Here is a 17720-nt window from a genome sequence, read left to right on the forward strand (position 1 = left end):
CACCATCCTAGCCTGAGCACGCAGCCGGCATCGGTGCGGCGGCGAACGCAAGGCCCCGGCATGGGGCGCGAATACCCGCCGGGCCCCTCATCCGTGCCTTGTTATTAGGCCTGCCTGGCCCCGCGAGGTTCGGTCGCGCACATTGATACGCCTCAGCCACCTGCCCCGGCGCACACCGATACTGTGGCTTCGCGCGGCCAGCCAGGCCGCATCTCTCCACCACAGCCGACGGAGGAAACGTGACGCAGCCGGGCGAGAACGCGTGCGGTATCCAGGACCCCACGCAGGGATCCATGCAGGACGCCGCGCAGGCCGGCGGGCACGACGGCTTCCTGCACAGCCTCGACCTGTTCACCCGCCAGCACCGCGCCGGGCACTGGGCCGGCACCTTCGGCGACTTCCTGGCCACCATCCTGCCCGCTGCGCCGGAACGCGTCGCGCGCAGTTCGCACCAGTACATCTGGGACATGATGCGCGCCACCTGCCTCGACGATGCCGGCGGCACCCTGCGCTGCAGCCTGTTCGCCGACGACCTCTTCGGCATCGACGAAGCGCTGGCGCGGGTGGTCGACTATTTCAAGGCGGCCGCGGCCGGTTCGGAAGTGGGCCGGCGCCTGCTGCTCCTGCTCGGCCCGCCTTCTGGCGGCAAGTCGACCCTGGTCATCCTGCTCAAGCGCGGGCTGGAGGAATACAGCCATACCGACGACGGCGCCCTGTATGCGATTGCCGGCTGCCCGGTGCGCGAGTCGCCGCTGCACCTGGTGCCGCACACCATGCGTGCCGCCTGCCGCAACACCTACGGCATCGACATCGCCGGCGACATCTGTCCGCATTGCCGAGCGCGGCTGGAAGACGGGTTCGACGGCGACTTCATGCGCATGCCGGTCGAGCGCGTGTTCATTTCGGAAGCCGGCCGCAGCGGCATCGGCACCTATGCGCCGCACGACCCCACCACGGCCGACCTGGCCGACCTGGTCGGCTCGGTCGATTTGTCGAAGGTGGCGCAGTACGGCGACGAAGGCGACCCGCGCGCCTGGTCCTGGTCCGGCGCCGTGTACGCGGCCAGCCGCGGCGTGCTGGAAATGATCGAGATCCTGAAGGTCAAGCGCGAGTTCCTCTACCTGCTGCTCACGCTCACCCAGGAAAAGAACGTCAAGGTGGCGCGCTTTCCCCTGATCTACCTCGACGAAACCATCCTCGCGCATACCAATCTGGCTGAATTCCGCAAGTTTTTGCAGGAAAGCGAAAACGAAGCCCTGCTCGACCGCATGGTCATCATCCAGGTGCCCTACACCCTGAACTACCGCGAAGAAGCGCGCATCTACCGCAAGCTGATCTCGTCGGCGGCGCCGGCCTTCCGCGACGTCCACCTCGACCCGCACGTGCTGCATGCGGCGGCGGTGTTCGCCATCCTGTCGCGCATCCAGGACGGCGACGACAAGGAGGCCGAGCTGGTCAGGAAGGTGCGCATCCATGCCGACGAGGAAGTCGATGGCGTGAACCGGGCCGACATCCGCCGTGTCAAAGAAAAGGAAAAGGCGCCCGACGAAGGCCTGGCCGGGGTCTCGCCGCGCTTCGTGATCAACGCGCTGTCGAACGCCATCATCGGTTCGAACCAGAAAAGCCTGTCGACCATGGACGTGCTGCTGGCCCTGAAGGATGCCATCGAAAACGACGCCCGCATCGAGGCGCGCAAGAAGCGCAAGTGGGTCGACTACCTGGTCCTGACGCGCAAGGATTTCTATAACCGCTGGGTGAAGCAGGACGTGCACAAGGCGCTGTTTGTCTCCTTCGAGGGCGAAGCGCTCGAGCTGCTCAACAAATACCTCGACGAGGTGGAAGCCATGCTCGACAACCGCACCGTGAAAGACCCGATCACCAACGAGGAGCGGCGGCCCGACGAGCGCTTCCTGCGCGCGGTCGAGGAAAAGATCCACATTTCCGAGTCGGGCAAGCAGTCGTTCCGCCAGGAAGTCGTGCGCAAGGCGATGGGCGCCTACAAGCGCGGGGTCAAGTTCGGACTCGACAGCCACATCCAGCTCAACGACGCCGTCCAGCAGTATTTGTTCGAGGGGCGCCGCGACGTGCTGCGCCTGGTCAGTTCCAGCAAGCGGCCCGACGACGATGTGCGCACCAAGATCTCGGCCGTCGAGAAACGCCTGGTCGACGAGTATGGCTACGACGCGCACAGTGCGCGCGAAGCGCTGAACTACGTCACCACGCTGCTGGCCCAGGAATGAGGGAGCGGACCATCCCATGGCGCTCACCATCAGCACCGAATGGTACGAGTTGTTCTCGCGCGGCGCGCGCGACTGGCTACGCCACAACGACAAGGTGCGCGAGGCGGTGCGCCAGCACCTGCCCGACCTGATCGCCGGCCCCGACCTCATCACCGGACCGCAGCAGCGCAGCGTGCAGGTGCCGGTGCGCCTGCTCGAGCACGCGCGCCTGCGCCTGGCCGAAGGCCGAATCGAGACCGGCGCCGGCCAGGGCCGCGGCGAACCCGGCGACATCCTGCGCCATGCCGAGGACGACGACGAAGGCGACGATGGCGCCGGCGGCAACGAGGACGGCGAAGTGAAACTGCTGCTCGAATTTTCGATCGACGAGATCATGGACTGGCTGTGGGAAGACCTGCGCCTGCCCGACCTGAAGCCCGCGGCCAGCCCGGCCATTCCCGACACCGAACTCGTGCGCGAAGGCTGGGACCGCCGCGGCGCGCGCTCGCGCCTGGACCGTCGCCGCACCCTGAAAGAAGCCATCAAGCGCCGCGCCGTGCAGGACGATCCGCTTCCGTTTACCGACGAGGACCTGCGCTTTCGCCAGCTGGTCAGCCGGCCGCGGCCGGCCACGGCGGCGCTGATCTTCTTCGTCATCGACGTTTCGGCCAGCATGACCCAGCTCGAACGCAAGCTGGCCAAGTCCTTTTTTTTCTTCGCCCTGCAGGGCCTGCGCCGGCGCTACGCCAAAGTGGCGGCGCGCTTCATCGCCCACACCACGCAGGCCTGGGAATTCAACGAAGGCGATTTCTTCCAGGTGAGCGGCATTGGCGGCACGATCGCCTCGAGCGGATTCCGGCTGGTGCTCGACATCATCCGGCGCGAACGGCTGGCCGGGCAAACCAACCTCTACCTGTTCTACGCTTCCGACGGAGAGAATTTTACCGAAGACCGCGGCGCCACCCACCACAGCCTGAAGGAGCTGGCCGGCATGCTCAACTACATGGGCTTCGTCGAAACCCTGCCTGGCGTCACCCGCTCGCTCGATACCGAAATGCGCCGACTGTTCACCGACCTCGAGGCGCGCGGACTGGCGGTGGGCGCCAGCGTGCTGTCGAATGCCGACGATGTCTGGCGCGCCCTGCGCCGCTTCTTTGGCGAGACGGCCGACGCGCGGACCGCGGGCCTGGGTCCGCCGCGAGCCGATCTGCGAGCCGATTTGCAAGTCGACTTGCAAGCCAACCTGCAAGCCGATCTGCGCACCGGTCCGCTCGCCGGTTCACTGGCCAACCCGGGCGAGGTGCGCGCATGAGCAATCCCTTGTCCGGTGATCCTTCGTCCGATGAGCCCTTGTCCGGCGACCGCCTGGCTGACTATGCCGCCCGTCTGGAGCAGCTGGCGATCGAGCATGGCCTGGACTTCGACCCCGTGCACTTCGACATGGTGCCGAACAACTTCATGCTGGAGATCGCCGTCTACGGCTTGCCGGTGCGGATGCGCCACTGGTCGTTCGGGGTGCGCTACATCCACCAGCTGGTGCGCCAGCACATGGGGCACTCGCGCATCTTCGAGGTGATGTTCCCGGGCGACCCTTGCCGCGCCTTCATGCTCGAACATAATTCGCTGGCCGAGAACACCCTGGTCACGGCCCACGTGCTGGGGCATGCGGACTTCGCCAAGAACAATGCGCTGTTCCAGCGCTTCATGGGCATGGCAGGCGGCCACATCCTGGAACAGAGCGCGGCGCGCGCGCACCGGCTGGAGGCGGCCCTGGCCGAGCATGGCCAGGAGCGGGTCGAAGCCGTGCTCGACGCCGCGCTGGCGCTCGAGGCCCATATCGACATCGACCAGCCGCTGCACCGGCCGCGCTATCCCGACTATCTGGCGCGGCCCGGGGACGCGGCGGCCGGCGTACCGGTGCCGGGCGAGCCAGCCGCCGCCGCTTCGCCGGACCGTGCCTTCCGCGACCGCTACACCCGCCTGCCGGGCGAGGACGAACCGCCCGCGCCCGACACGCGGCGCCAGCGCGCACCCTTGCCGCCGTACCCCGAGCACGATCTGCTGTGGTTCATCGCCCAGTACGGCGCCGAACTCGAGGAATGGGAGCGCGACATCTTCCTGGCCGTGCGCGAGGAGGCATATTACTTCCACCCGATCTTCGCCTGCCAGATCATGAACGAAGGCTGGGCCTCGTACTGGCACGCGCGCCTGCTGCGCGAAGCCGGCTTCCTGCCGCACGAACTCTACCTGGCGGCACTGAAATCGCATTCGGACGTGGTGCGGCCGTATGCGGGCGGGCAGCAGCTGGCGCTGTCCCTGAACCCCTACCACCTCGGCTTCGTCATGTGGGAGCACATCATCGAACGCGAGGGGCTGGACGCGGCGCGCCGCATCATGCGCGAGGAAGACGATTTCGGCTTCGTCCGCAACTACCTCGACGAGGACCTGGCGCGGGAACTCGATCTGTTCGTGCACGAAACGCGCAAGGACGGCGAAACGCGGATCGCCAATCGCGACATCCACGCGATCCGCGAGGCGATCCTGGCCCCGAAGTACAATTATGGCGCGCCCTCGGTGGCGGTCACGCTGCTGAAACCCGACGGCAGCCTCGAGCTGCGCCACGACTTCCAGCACGACGGGCGCGGGCTCGACCTCCAGCAGGCCGAGCGCGTGATGGAATACGTCGACCGCATCTGGCGCCGGCCGGTGTCGCTGAACACGGTCGACTTCCGCGGCGTGGTGCGTACCCTGCCGGCGCGCAAGATCGGTTTCTGAAGCGGCCGTCCTGCCGATACCTACGTGCCGGTCTGTGCGTGCCAGTCCGCACACGCTGGTCCGTACGCGCTGATCCGCACCCCCCGGTCTGCACCTTCCGGTCCGCACGCCTCACCCTGGCGCCTGCGGTGCAGGACCGGATCGCGCTTGCGGCCAGGCGGCGCGCTGCGGCTGCATGGTCGAACGCGTTCAAGCATGCCCTCAGCACGCGTCCTGCCGCGCCGCCACGCCCGGCTCGTACCGCCCAGGCGTCAGGATGCCCTGCGGATCAAGCGCCGCCTTCAACGCCGCCACCGTGCGCCAGTAACTGTCGCCATCCGGGTCGAGCGCCGCCATCGAGTGGTTCCCGGCGCGGTAGGGAATGTAGCCGGCTTCGAGCATCTGCGCGAACACGGCGTCGTGGCAGGCCCGGGCACGCGCGGTTTCCTCGGGATCGTCGCGGTCGTAGGCCACGGTCAGGACCCCGCCCAGCGTGCGCTCGTTGATCATGCTGAAGGTGGCGAACAGATCGAAGCCGTAGTGCTCGAACTGGGCCTCGGCCAGGGCGTACACGGCCAGCATGTCCTCGCCGCGCAGCGGCAGCACCGGCGACACCCACAGCAGGCCGCAGCCGTCGCGCGCCGGATCGGCTCCTTCGGGAAAGCCGGCCGGCAACCCGCCGCGCCGACGCCAGTAGGCGCCGGCCAGGAAGCGCCCGTTCGGCACGCCGCGGTTCATCTCGAACAGCGATTCGCCCAGCGCCACGCTCGTGCGCAGGCGTTGCCCGACCCCGGTGTTGCCCAGCAGCCGGCCAGCCAGCGCCCCCCATTTCAAACCGCGCTCGCTGACGAAGCGTGCCTTGCCCCGGGTGCCGCGCAGCGCGCGCTTCACCGCTGCGCTTGCCAGCGCCACCTGGGCCTTGCTGCCATACAGGGCGCCGGACACCGTCCAGGCGCCCAGGCCGGCGCACAGTTGCGCGCGCACCTCGGGCGCCAGCCGCGAAGACGGCGCTGGTGTGCAGCCTGGGCCGGCATCGGCCCCGCATCCCGCTCCCGGTTCCGCCTCTGATTCCGCCCCAGATTGAGGCCCCGATTCCGCGCCCGATCGAGGCCCCGATCCAGGCCCCAGGTCAGGCTTGGCTACACGCTTGGCTGCCGCTCCCGACGCAGCACGCGCCGCCGGCGCCGCCTCATCGCGAGGAAACACCCGCCCGCCCGACAGCACCCGCAAATCGTTCCCGATATGCAGGATGCTGCGCAAGGTGCCGTCCAGGCGCAGTGGACGCAGGGCGTCGACCACGGCGGCAATGTCGCCATGGGCCGGCACGCTGCACAGGAAATGGTTAACGCAGGCAGCCTGGGGCATCAGCCAGATGCCCAGGCGCGTGACGATGCCCATGTTCGACTGCGTAAACAGGCCGTCGAGGAAGGGCCCGACACCATACGGGAACAGGTGGGTGGCGCGCGCCTGGCGGTAGTGGCCGAAGCCGGTGTCGAGCACTTCGCCGCTGGCCAGCACCACCTGCATGCCGGCCACGTGCTGCAGGCGGTTGCCGTAGGGCGAATGGCCAAAGCCGCGCTCCATGATGTTGCCGACGTAACTGGTATCCGGTCCGGCCCCGGTACAGTCGGCCCATAGCGGGTAGCCGTTGTCGCGCAGGAAGTCCGACAATTGGCGCTGGGTCACGCCCGGCTCGATGACGGCATAGGCCAGCTCGGCGTCGACCTGGACGATGCGGTTCATGCGCGACAGGTCGAGGATGACCTGGCCGGCGCCGACCGCGCAGGCATCGCCATAGCCCCAGTTCTTGCCGGTGCTGAGCGGATACACGGCGAGCCGGTGGGCTGCGGCGATGCGCACCAGCTGCGCCACCTCGCCGGCGCCGGCCGGCCGCACCACCGCCAGCGGCCGCACCGGGCGCGCGGCCGTGCTGCGCGCATAGCGTTCCAGGGTAGCGTCGTCGGCCAGCAGGTGCGCCGCGCCGACCACGGCTTCCATGGCGCGCAGGGCGGCGCCGGTATCCACGGCTCCCTGTAGTTCGTTCATGGCGGTCATGTCCGGTCCTCCCCCTGGCACAGCGCGGCCAGGCGCGCGCTGATCCCGGCTTCTTCGCGCAGCGGGAAGAAATACGGGTAGAAGGAGCGCTCGGCGCCGGCCGCGTCGAAGCTGCCGCTCCAACGGCGGATGCGCTCGCCCATCACGTCCAGCGGCAGGCGCAGCAGCACCGCCGGTGCGCCGACCCGGCTGCAGTCGCGTTCGCCGCCGAAGACGGCGAAGCCGAGCATGCGCTGGTAAAAGGCAACGTGGCGCGGGTTGACCTCGATGATGTAGTCGCTGAAGCCGCGCAGCCGGTGTGCATACAGATAGGAAATGTGAATCAGCGCGGCGAAGACCCGCTTCGACATGCCCTTGTCGATGGCCAGGCGCGAAGGCTCGCACAGGCGCCGCCCGGCCAGGCGCAGCGGCGCCAGGCGATCGCCGAAGTTCTCGTCGGCCGGCAGGCGGCCATGCAGGTCCAGCGCCAGGCTCATGGTTCCGACCAGTTCGCCGTCGGTTTCGGCGTAGAAGGTGACGCGGGCACCGTCCTGGCGTGCGGCCGGGTCGAGTGCATAGCCGCGCCAGGCATACATGCGGCGCACCAGGACCCCGGCGGCGTCCTGCCGGCCAGCCGAGCTCGCCAGGCGGACATTGAATACCTGGGGGCGGCCCGGCTCCGGATCGGGAAGTCCCGGCCGCGGCGGGTGTTGCGCGGCGTACGCCGCCGGTTCCGCGGACGGGATGGTTGCAAATGTTGCGATGGGCATGTCATCGACCAGCATGCTGTTTCCTCCTGAGTGGCGTCCCGCCGTTATTGGCGAAAACGGGATAGCTGCCAGTCAGACAAGGTCAGCCGTAGCCAGTTCCCTGCATTTCCTGTGATTCTTTTCTGTCTGAACATAGATCAAGCCCTAGAGAAATTTGCCACAAGCATGGGTCGCATTCCGGCGGGCGTTGCGCCCGAGGATGACAGCGCAAAGGCCTTTTTTGACAGGTATCAATTGAAAAAAGGGTAGCGAAATGCATGGTTTGCCCAGCCATATAATCGACAGACGGCAAGGGCTGCGCGCCGCGCCACCAGGCTTTCACTGGAGAATCCGACATGTTGCTCACATCACGCCGTGAATCGACCCGGCCGCACTTGCCGTCCCCGCCGTCCCTGGCGCACTCATCGTCTGCGCAAGGGGAGCGGCCATGAACGCGCGCTTCCTTCCTGCCGGCCCGGCTGCCGGCGCCGAACTGCTGGTGCTCGCTCCCTGCCTGCCGCGTCCCGACGGCGATGCCGCCAGCCTGCGCTGGTATCAGCTGCTGCGTTTCCTGGCCCGCCATTTCCGGGTACACCTGGGCTGCAGCGCCGACCCGCTGCGCGACGGCGCCCAGTTCAGCCGGGTGCGCGCCCTGTGCCATGAAACCTGTTTCGTGGCGCCGCCCGGGATTGGCCGCAGCATGCGCCTCGCTGCCATGCGGTTCGGCGCCATGCGCATGGACCCGGCGCTGCAGGCCTGGGCCACGCGCCTGTGCGCGCGGCGGCCGGTGGGCGCCGTGCTGGCCTGCGGGGCGGGCATGGGCGCCTGCCTGGCGGCCCTGCCCCCGGGTCTGGTGCGCGTGGTGGACTTCGTCGAGCTCGATTCCGACCGGCAGCGCCGCCGCGGCGCGGTGCGGCCTTGGCCTGGCGCCGCGCTGTGGCGGCGCCAGGCACGGCGCCTGCTGGCCATCGAGCGCGGCGCCGGCGCGGCCTGCGATATCGCGCTATTCGCCGGCGCCGCCGATGTCGCCCGCTTCCGGCTGTTCGCGCCGGAATCGGCGCACAAGGCGCAGCTGCTCGCCAGCGGCGTCGATCCCGAGCATTATTCGCCGCACATCCTGCAGCGCTCGCCCTACAGGCCTGGGGAAAGGGTGCTGCTGCTGGCCGGCCCGCTGCAGGGCGACGCGGCCGACGCCGCGCGCTGGCTGGCCGCCGAGGTCTTCGCGCCGCTGCGCGGCGCCGATCCGACCCTGTCGCTGTACCTGGCCGATACCAGTGCGCATGCGGGGCGGCGCTTGTCCCCGGGAGCCCTGGCGCGCCAAGCCGGCGTGACGCTCGTCGGCGGCCAGGGCGTCCCGTTCGACGTGCGGCCCTACCTGGCCCACGCCGCCCTGGTGCTGGCGCCGCCCGCCGACGGCCACGCGGCCGGCATGGCGGTGCTGGCCGCGATGGCGATGCAAAAGCCGGTGCTCGGCCTGCCGCGCTCGCTTTCCGGTTTGGCTTGCCTGCAGTTGCCGGAAGCCCTGGCGGCGGCGGACGCGCCGGGTTTTCGCGCGCGCATCGCCGCTGTCCTGGCAGAAACCGGAACCGAAACCGGAAACGGAACCGGCGCCGGCCAGGCAAGCGCGGTCGGGCGCGCGGCGCGGGCGCGGGTATTGCGCGAGCACGACTGGAACCTGCGCCTGGCCGGCTTGCCGGCCTTGCTGGCAAGCGCGGTGCAGCCGCTGGCCAGTGCCGGCTGAGCATGCCATGGGTAACCGGCCGCCAGACGCCATCGCGCACAGCGCCGCCTTGCCGCTGGTGGCCCACCTGGTCGAGCGGCTCGACACGGCAGCCCCCAGCCTGCTCGAACTGGTCGACCACTCGCCGGCCGGACGCTACCGCCACGCCGTGGTCTGCCTCGGCAGGCACAGCGCCCTCCATGCCGAGTTGCGCGAGCGCGGGGTCGAGGTGGTCGATGTGGCGCGCCGCGCCGGCCCCGGCTTCTACCTGGCCCTGTACCGCACCCTGCGCGCAATGGCGCCCGACCTGGTGCACACCCGGAATGCCGGCAACCTCGATGGCCAGCTGGTGGCCGCGCTGGCGGGCGTGCGCTGGCGCGTGCATGGCGAATACCCGCGCGACGGCCGCCGCCAGCCCGGCGCCGAGGCGCACGCCGGCCTGTTCGGGGCCGCGCGCCGGAAGGCGGCGCGGCGCCTGCGGATGCAGCTGCTGCGGCGCGCCTGCTGCCCGCTGGTGAACCACTATATCGCCGCCGGCGCCGAGCAGGAACGCTGGCTCATCGAGGCCATCGGCGCCGCGCCGTCGCGGGTTACGCGCATCCTGGCCGGCGTCGACAGCCTGCACTATCACCCGCGCCTGGGTCCGCATACCGCCGTCGGTCCGGCCGGCTTCATGCGCGACGAGGTCTTCGTCATCGGCAGCGTCGGCCGCATGGACGAAGCCGGGGGACACACCACCCTGGTCGATGCCTTCCTGCGCCTGATCGCCTCGCCGCATCCGGCGCACCGGCGCTTGCGTCTCCTGATCGCCGGCGACGGCCCCCTGCGCGCCGCCTGCCAGGCCACCCTGGAGCGCGCCGGCGCGGGGGCGCGCGCCTGGCTGCCGGGCGAACGCGCCGACACCGCCCAGCTGATGCGCTCGATGGACCTGATGGTCTTGCCGGCGCGTTCCGCCGGGCCGGGCACGGCGCTGCTGGAAGCGATGGCCAGCGGCTTGCCAGTGGTGGCGACCGCCGTCGGCGGCCACCGCGAACTGGTCCAGCCCGGCCTGACCGGCATCCTGGTGCCGCCGCTCTCGCCCGAGATCATGGCGGCGGCGATCGCCGACTATTGCCGGATTCCGGAAATGGGCCTGCGCCACGGCGCCCGCGCGCGGGGCCAGGTGATCAACCACCACAGCCTGGCGGCGATGGCGCGCAGCCACTGCGCGGTGTACGACGCCCTGGTCCAGGGCGCGGCCGGACCGGGGCAGCGCTGAAAAGCCTGCCCCGCCGCCGGTGGTGGCTCGGGCAGGCTCAGGGAAGCTTCAGGACAGCACCAGTGGCGCCACCGCATCCTGGCGCGTGCCGTGGGCGCAGCCGTCGTGGCGCTGGCGCGCGAACCACCCCTCCAGCATCATCAACTGCCATACGGTGCGGCCATGCAGTTCCGGGTCTTCCGGCAGGCGCCGCGACAGCAGCAGGTCGAGGAAGTCGCGGCGCAGGATGCGGCGCCGCGCCAGGTCGTTCAGGCTGTCGCAGGCCAGGGCGCGCAGGCGGGCATCGCGCTGCAGCCAGCGTCCGAGCGGCAGTGACGGCGCCGCGGCATGGCGCCAGGTGCAGCCGGGAGCCAGTTCGCGCAATACCGCGGCGAACAGGCGGCGCGGTCCGGGTCCGGCCTTGGCTGCCGGCGCCAGGCGCGCCGTCATCGCCACCACCGCGTCGTCGAGGTAGGGAAGCAGCGGTTCCACGCCGGCGGCGGCGCAGGCGCCGGCAAAGGCCGGCAAGACCCGGCCAGGTAAATCGAGCTGGAGTTCGAGTTCCACCTGGCGGTTGGCCGCGCTGCGCGCCTGGGCGCCCCACCACAGCGCTTCCTGCAGCGCGGCCGACGAATCGGGGTCGACCAGTTCCAGGAAGCTCGGCTCGAACATCGCCGCCACCCCGTGGCCGGATACGGCGTTGGCGCGGCGCAGGCGTGCCGGCAGCGGCGCCAGCGACAGCTCGATGCGCGCACGAAGGCGCGCCAGTACGCCCGGCACCTGCGCGGCCAGCTTGAACAGCAGCGGCTCGATGGCCAGCTGGCGCAGCGCGCCCGGCAGGCGCTCGTAGCGTCCCGGACGCGCCAGCTGGTCCAGGCGCCGGCCGCAGCCGAACAGCTGGGCCGCGCCCTGGGCACCGGCCAGGCGCAGCGCGCCCTCGGCACGCGCCGCGCGCGCCGCCGCCAGCAGGGTCACCGCCGCCGGATCGCCGCAAGGCGCGTCGCAGGCGGCCACCAGCAACGGCACGGCGTCGACCACATCGCGCGGGCCGATCAGGAGGTCGCGGTGGCGGCTGCCCAGGCGCCGGGCGGCGCCGCCCGCCGCGTCGGGCGTCGCGCCGCCCTCGAAGCCGACCGCGACGGTCGTGACCGACTCGCCGCCGGCGCGCTGCAGCAAACCGGCCAGGGCCACGCTGGCGGCGCCGCCGCCGAGCAGCACCGCAGTTTGGCTCGCAGCCTGGCCGGCCTCCTGCCCCTCGGCCGCGCAGGCCAGGGCATCGAGCAGCGCCGCCTGCGGCCTGGGGTCGAGCGCGTGCTCGGTAAAGCGCATGCGCCAGTAGCGCTGGCGCTCGGCGCGGCCGCCGCGCAGGTGCAGGCATTCGCCGGGCGCCAGGCGGCGCTGGCCGCTATGCAGGGTGCGTGGACCGGGCAGCGCCTCCAGGTACACGTAGTCGAAGACGGCCTGCGGGTCGATCTCGCGCCCGGCGCCGGGGTGGCGCGCCAGCGCTTCGCCGCTGCTGGCGAACAGCAGGGTCCGGCCGACCATCTGGTAATACAGGGGCCGGGTGCCGCAGCGGTCGACCGCCAGCAGGGCCTCGGCGCGGCGCTCGTCGAGCAGCGCAAAGGCGAACTGGCCCGACAGTGCGGCGCAGGCCTTGGCGCCGTGGCTGTGCCATAGCCGGGCCAGGGTCTCGGGCCGCTCGCCCCAGCAGGCGATCAGGAGGCCGTCCTCGTGGTACAGGCCGGGGGCGCCGGCCAGTGCCAAGGCGCCCAGGCTGTGGGCGGCGCAGCGCACCGGCGCGCCAGCCGATCCACGCAGGGGCGCCGCCATGTCGAGCACCGGCAGCGCGCCCGGCTCGCGCGAAAACCATCCGCACAGGCCGCTCATGACAGGGCCTCGGCAAACAGCGGCGCCAGTTCGCCGGCCAGCAGCGCGCGGTCGATCTGGCCGTCGCGGGCGCGCGGCAGCGGCGAGCGGCGCACGTCGACCATGGCCGGCAGCATGTGCCGGGGCAGGCGTTCGCGGCAGGCGCCAAACAGGATGCTGGAATCGAGGCGCGCGCCGGGGCGCGCCGTGGCCAGCACCGCGATCACCTGGCCCAGCACCGGATGGGCGACGCCGACCGCCGCCGCCTCGGCCACCAGGCCGGTGCCGACCACGATCTTCTCGACCTCGCGCGGGCTGACGCGGTAGCCGCCGGTGGTGATGGTGTCGCTGCGCGCATCGACCAGGTAGAGATAGCCGTCCATGTCCTTGCGCGCGACCGCGCCCGGCCAGCGCCCGTTCTCGCCGCGCGCCAGCCCGGGCAACGCCGGCAGCTGGCGAAATTCCAGGCTGCTGCGCTGCGGGTCGTTCCAGTAGCCGAGCGTGACCTGCGGCCCGCGCTGTACCAGTTCGCCCGCCTCGCCGGGCGCGCATTCGCGGCCGTCGGCACGCAGCACCAGCCAGTCCGAGTATGGCAGCGCGCGCCCGATCGAACCGGGGCGCTCGTCCAGCAGGGCCGGCATCAGGCTGGTCGAGCGGCAGGCGGCGCCGACGTCGTACATCAGGTGGATGCGGGTGCGCGGCAAGGCGCGGCGCAGCGCCTCGACCGCCGCGCGGCCCGGGCTGCCGCCGGCGCTGGCCAGGTAGCGCAGGCAGTCGGCGGCGCGCCCGAAGCGCATCTGCGCTAGCGCTTCCCAGGTGGCTGGCAGGGCCGAAAGGCCGGTCGCATCGCCGCGCTCGAGGAGCCGCGCCAGGCCGGCCGTATCCGGGGTAAGGTCGAGCAGCGCCGTGGCGCCGGCGGCCAGGGTGGCCAGCAAGGCGTTCAGGCCATAGTCAGTATGCAGGGGCAGCGCCGCCAGGATGCGGTCGCCTGCGCCGATGCCCAGGCAGCGCGCGGTGGAGGCGGCGCCGGCCACCAGGTTGCGCGGCGAGTGGGCGCTGGCCGCCGGCTCGCCGGCTTCAGGCTGGTACAGCAAGGCGCCCAGGGCCGGCATGACTGGCACGCCTGCCGTTCCCGCCGCCCTGCCGGCGCCCGCCAGCCAGTCGTCCCAGCCGACGCTGCGCGGGCCCGTGCCACCCCGGGCCGGGCGCTGCCCACCGCCCAGCACCACGACCTGGCGCAGCGCCGGGCAATCGGCAAGCAGGCCGGCCAGCGCCGCCGCCTGCGCCGCGCCGGCCACCAGCACGCGCGCGCCGCTGTGGCGCAGCTGGGCCAGCAGTCGCAGCGGGTCGAGCGCCGGATCGAGCGGAACAAAAGCGCAGCTTGCGGCCGAGGCGCCCAGCATGGCGGCCACGCTTTCGGGACAGGCGGGCAGGCAGAGCGCGACCCGCTCGTCGCGCCCGGCGCCGCTCTGGACCAGGGCGGCAGCGACGGCCGCGGCGGCTGCCGCCAGCCCGGCATAACTGATGCGCGCCGCGCCGTGGCGCAAGGCGGTGGCGGACGGTGCGCGCGCCGCAATGCGCTCGACCAGTTCATGGATCAATTCGGCCATCTCGTCTCCAATGATGCTGTGCATAAAGATTCATCATTGAGAAAATCTGCACGGGGATCATTGACCCGTATCAATTGATATTGCGACCGTTCCGCTGTCGGCAATCAAGACGCCACGCCCGAGCGCGTGTCAAATGACATAAATGCATGTTCCTGACATGTTCACCCGGCTACGACACGCACGTCACCGACGCGCCGCGCCGCGCCAGTGCAGGAGATCCACGCCATGAATGCCCCGCTCTTGTCCACGCCGCGCGTGGAACCCTTCTTCTTCGACGCCGAACCGGGCACGCGCTTCAGTTTGTATCACGCGCCGAATCCCCAGGTGGCGCCGCGCGGGGCAATCCTCTACGTCCATCCCTTCGCCGACGAACTGACGCGCACGCGGCGCATGGCGGCCCTGCAGTCGCGCGCATTCGCCGAGCTCGGCTTCGCGGTGCTGCAGATCGACCTTTTCGGCTGCGGCGACAGCTGCGGCGAATTCAGCGCCGGGCGCTGGCACCTGTGGCGTGAAGACCTGGTGCTGGCCGCGAACTGGCTGGCCGAGCGCGATACCGGCCCCCTGACCTTGTGGGGCCTGCGCCTGGGCGGCCTGCTGGCCCTGGACGTGGCGGCGCAGATCAGGCCGCGCCGCCTGCTGCTGTGGCAGCCGTACCTGAGCGGACGCGCCTGCATCAACGGCTTCCTGCGCCTGTCCGAGCAACTGCGCGACCCGGCGCCCGGCGCGCCGCGCAGCACCTCGGCCCTGCGCGCCCAGCTGGCGGTGCACGGCGCGATCGAGGTGGCCGGCTTCGAGGTGGCGGTGCCGCTGGTGAAAGCCATCGACGCCTGCGACGCCGCCCAGCTGACCCTGCCGCCCTGCGACATCCACTGGCTGGCCTACGCCGGGTCGGCGCCGGCGCGCGCCGCCGCCGGCGCCGCGCGCATGCAGGCGCGCTGGGCCGCCGGTGGCGCCCAGCTGCATTACTACCAGCTGGAAGGGGCGCCCGACTGGAGCGGCGCCGGCCACCTCGACTGCCCCGAGCTGCGCACCGCCACCGCCAGCCTGTTCGCGGGAGAACCGACATGAAGCTCGAACAGCGCGCCCTGCGTTTTTCTTCCGGCCGCAATGCCCTGATCGGCATCGTCGACGTGCCCGAACGCCCGCTGGTGCGCGGCCTGCTGGTGCTGGCCGACAGCCGCCAGTACCGCACCGGCAGCCACCGCCAGTTCACGCTGCTGGCGCGCCTGCTGGCCGGGCGCGGCGTGGCCGTGATGCGCTTCGACCGCAGCGGCGCCGGCGACAGCGAGGGCCGCGAGAGCGAGCGTTCCGACGACAGCGACCTGGCCGCCGCGATGAAGGAATTTTTTATCCACGTACCCGAAATGAAAGAATCCGTCATTCTCGCCGCCGGCGACGCCACGCGCGCGGCGGCCCTGTATGCCGCGGGGGACCCGCGCGTCACCGGCCTGGCCTTGTTCAATCCCGAGCTGCCGCCCCTGGAGTCCGGCACGACCGGCGCTTTGCGCTACATCCACCGCCTGGCGCCGGAGCTGCTGCGGCGCCGCCTGCCGGGCCTGCGCGGCGCACCGCCGCCGGCCCTGCCGCCCGAACTGGCCAGCGCCTTTGACGCCTACAGCGGCCACATCCTGCTGGTGCTGGGCAGCGCCGACCCGGCGTTCGAGCGCACCGCGCGCCTGCTCGAGCGGCGCCGCGCGCACTGCCGCCGGGTCGAGATCGCCGGCGCCGACGTGGGCTTCAGCCGCAGCGACTGGCGCGAAGCGGTGGCGGCGGCCAGCACCAGCTGGCTCACCTCGTGGTGATCGAACGGCCGCCGTCGCCGCGGGGGCAAGACGGATGGGTGCCAAATCGTCTATAGTGGCGCTCTTGTCCAAACAGTAGACTTGCCATGAAATTTGACGTCGCAATCGTCGGCAGCGGTCTGGCCGGCTTGTCGGTGGCTTTGCATCTCGCCCAGACGCGCAAGGTAGCAATCATCTCGAAACGCGCCCTCCTCGACGGCGCCAGCAACTGGGCCCAGGGCGGCATCGCCGCCGTGCTCGATTCCGGCGACAGCCACGACCAGCACATCGCCGATACCCTGGTGGCCGGCGCCGGCCTGTGCGACGAAGTGGCCACCCGCTACATCGTCGAACACGGGCGCGAAGCGATCGAATGGCTGATCGAACAGGGCGTCCCGTTTACGCGCGACGCATCGGCCGAACTCGGCTTTCACCTGACGCGCGAGGGCGGCCACAGCCAGCGCCGCATCATCCACGCCGCCGACGCCACCGGCCACGCGGTGCAGGTGACCCTGGAACAGAAGGTGCGCGCGCACCCGAACATCGCGCTGTTCGAACACCACTGCGCGATCGACGTCATCACCTCCGATAAACTTACCGGCAAGGGCGTGCATGGCGGCGCCCCTGCCCTGGTCGGCCAGCCGCGCTGCCATGGCCTGTACGTGCAGGACGAATCGACCGGCAAGGTGCTGACCTTCGAGGCCGAGCACACGGTGCTGGCCACCGGCGGCGCCGGCAAGGTCTATTTGTACACGACCAACCCGGACACCGCCACTGGCGACGGCATCGCCATGGCCTGGCGCGCCGGCTGTCGCGTGTCGAACATGGAATTCATCCAGTTCCACCCGACCTGCTTGTACCACCCCTATGCCAAGTCCTTCCTGATCACCGAGGCGATCCGCGGCGAAGGCGGATTATTGAAGCTGCCGCCGGAAGCCGGCGTGGCGGCCGGCACGCGCTTCATGCCGGCCCACGACGAACGCGGCGAACTGGCCCCGCGCGACGTGGTGGCGCGCGCTATCGACTTCGAGATGAAGAAGCGCGGCCTGGACTACGTCCACCTCGACATCAGCCACCAGAGCCCGGAATTCCTGCAGGAGCACTTCCCGACCATTTACGCACGCTGCCTGGAACTGGGCATCGACATCACGAAGGAACCGATTCCCGTCGTGCCGGCCGTGCACTTCACCTGCGGCGGCGTGGTGACCGACCTGGCCGGCCGCACCGACATTCCCGGCCTGTACGCGGTCGGCGAAACGGCCTGTACCGGCCTGCATGGCGCGAACCGCCTGGCCAGCAATTCGCTGCTCGAATGCGTGGTCGTGGGCCGCGCCTGCGCCAGCCAGATCGCCGCCGCCCCGCGTATCGAAAGCCCGGTCTTGCCACCCTGGGACGAAAGCCGCGTCACCAACGCCGACGAGGAAGTGGTCATCGCCCACAACTGGGACGAGCTGCGTCGCTTCATGTGGAACTACGTCGGCATCGTGCGCACCACCAAGCGCCTGGAGCGGGCCCAGCACCGCATCGCCCTGCTGAAGGAAGAAATCGACGAGTACTACCGCAACTTCCGCATCACGCACGACTTGCTGGAACTGCGCAATTTGGTCGACGTGGCCTCGCTGATCGTGAACAGCGCGCTGTCGCGCCGCGAAAGCCGCGGCCTGCACTACTCGCGCGATTATCCCGACACCCTGCCGAAAGCCCTGCCGAGCGTGCTCACGCCGCTCAGGCGCTGAGTCTGCGCCAAGCG

12 protein-coding genes are annotated in these 17720 nt (G+C 70.7%); 8 read left to right on the plus strand and 4 right to left on the minus strand.

The window, feature by feature from the left end:
* Window positions 1-293 precede the first annotated feature (293 nt).
* Genes LK540_RS03485 through LK540_RS03495 form a run of 3 tightly spaced genes read left to right on the plus strand, consistent with a single transcriptional unit; the run spans window position 294 to window position 4994 of the window.
* Window positions 294-2240, plus strand: a complete 1947-nt coding sequence (locus LK540_RS03485) for a serine protein kinase (RefSeq protein ID WP_229435632.1) — start codon at window positions 294-296, stop codon at window positions 2238-2240.
* Window positions 2241-2256: 16 nt separating this feature from the next.
* Window positions 2257-3531 (plus strand): DUF444 family protein, encoded by a 1275-nt coding sequence (locus LK540_RS03490; protein WP_229435633.1) that lies wholly within the window; start codon window positions 2257-2259, stop codon window positions 3529-3531.
* Window positions 3528-4994, plus strand: a complete 1467-nt coding sequence (locus LK540_RS03495) for a SpoVR family protein (protein ID WP_229435634.1) — start codon at window positions 3528-3530, stop codon at window positions 4992-4994. Before LK540_RS03490 ends, LK540_RS03495 begins: the two co-directional genes overlap by 4 nt.
* Before the next feature lie 201 nt (window positions 4995-5195).
* Here LK540_RS03495 and LK540_RS03500 read toward each other — a convergent pair whose 3' ends face one another.
* Together LK540_RS03500 and LK540_RS03505 are read right to left on the minus strand one after the other, a co-directional pair.
* Entirely contained in the window at window positions 5196-7028 is a 1833-nt protein-coding gene (locus tag LK540_RS03500; RefSeq protein ID WP_229435635.1) for an FAD-binding oxidoreductase, read from the minus strand.
* Complete coding sequence (locus LK540_RS03505) at window positions 7025-7792, minus strand: long-chain N-acyl amino acid synthase (RefSeq protein ID WP_229435636.1); 768 nt, start codon at window positions 7790-7792, stop codon at window positions 7025-7027. Before LK540_RS03505 ends, LK540_RS03500 begins: the two co-directional genes overlap by 4 nt.
* 412 nt (window positions 7793-8204) lie before the next feature.
* On the opposite strand from LK540_RS03505, the gene LK540_RS03510 reads away from it, so the two are divergent.
* Both LK540_RS03510 and LK540_RS03515 read left to right on the plus strand, forming a co-directional pair.
* Window positions 8205-9497 carry a glycosyltransferase gene (locus LK540_RS03510; RefSeq protein WP_229435637.1) on the plus strand — a complete coding sequence of 431 codons (1293 nt, stop codon included), beginning with the start codon at window positions 8205-8207 and terminating at the stop codon, window positions 9495-9497.
* Window positions 9498-9504: 7 nt separating this feature from the next.
* Window positions 9505-10734, plus strand: a complete 1230-nt coding sequence (locus LK540_RS03515) for a glycosyltransferase (protein WP_229435639.1) — start codon at window positions 9505-9507, stop codon at window positions 10732-10734.
* A gap of 48 nt (window positions 10735-10782) precedes the next feature.
* On the opposite strand, the gene LK540_RS03520 is transcribed toward LK540_RS03515, so the two are convergent.
* Entirely contained in the window at window positions 10783-12600 is a 1818-nt protein-coding gene (locus LK540_RS03520) for an asparagine synthase-related protein (protein WP_229435641.1), read from the minus strand.
* Window positions 12597-14189 carry an AMP-binding protein gene (locus LK540_RS03525; protein ID WP_229435642.1) on the minus strand — a complete coding sequence of 531 codons (1593 nt, stop codon included), beginning with the start codon at window positions 14187-14189 and terminating at the stop codon, window positions 12597-12599. Before LK540_RS03525 ends, LK540_RS03520 begins: the two co-directional genes overlap by 4 nt.
* Before the next feature lie 225 nt (window positions 14190-14414).
* Between LK540_RS03525 and LK540_RS03530 the strand changes: the two genes are divergently transcribed.
* The 3 genes from LK540_RS03530 (at window position 14415) to nadB (ending at window position 17706) form a co-directional block, all read left to right on the plus strand.
* On the plus strand, window positions 14415-15257 hold the full coding sequence (locus LK540_RS03530) for a hydrolase 2, exosortase A system-associated (protein ID WP_229435643.1): 843 nt from the start codon (window positions 14415-14417) through the stop codon (window positions 15255-15257).
* Window positions 15254-15991, plus strand: coding sequence for a hypothetical protein (locus LK540_RS03535; RefSeq protein ID WP_229435644.1), 738 nt, complete (start codon window positions 15254-15256; stop codon window positions 15989-15991). The genes LK540_RS03530 and LK540_RS03535 overlap by 4 nt, the downstream gene beginning before the upstream one ends.
* 86 nt (window positions 15992-16077) lie before the next feature.
* Complete coding sequence (nadB, locus tag LK540_RS03540) at window positions 16078-17706, plus strand: L-aspartate oxidase (protein ID WP_229435645.1); 1629 nt, start codon at window positions 16078-16080, stop codon at window positions 17704-17706.
* Window positions 17707-17720 lie beyond the last annotated feature (14 nt).

Source organism: Massilia sp. IC2-278, assembly GCF_020708045.1.
GTDB lineage: Bacteria > Pseudomonadota > Gammaproteobacteria > Burkholderiales > Burkholderiaceae_D > Telluria.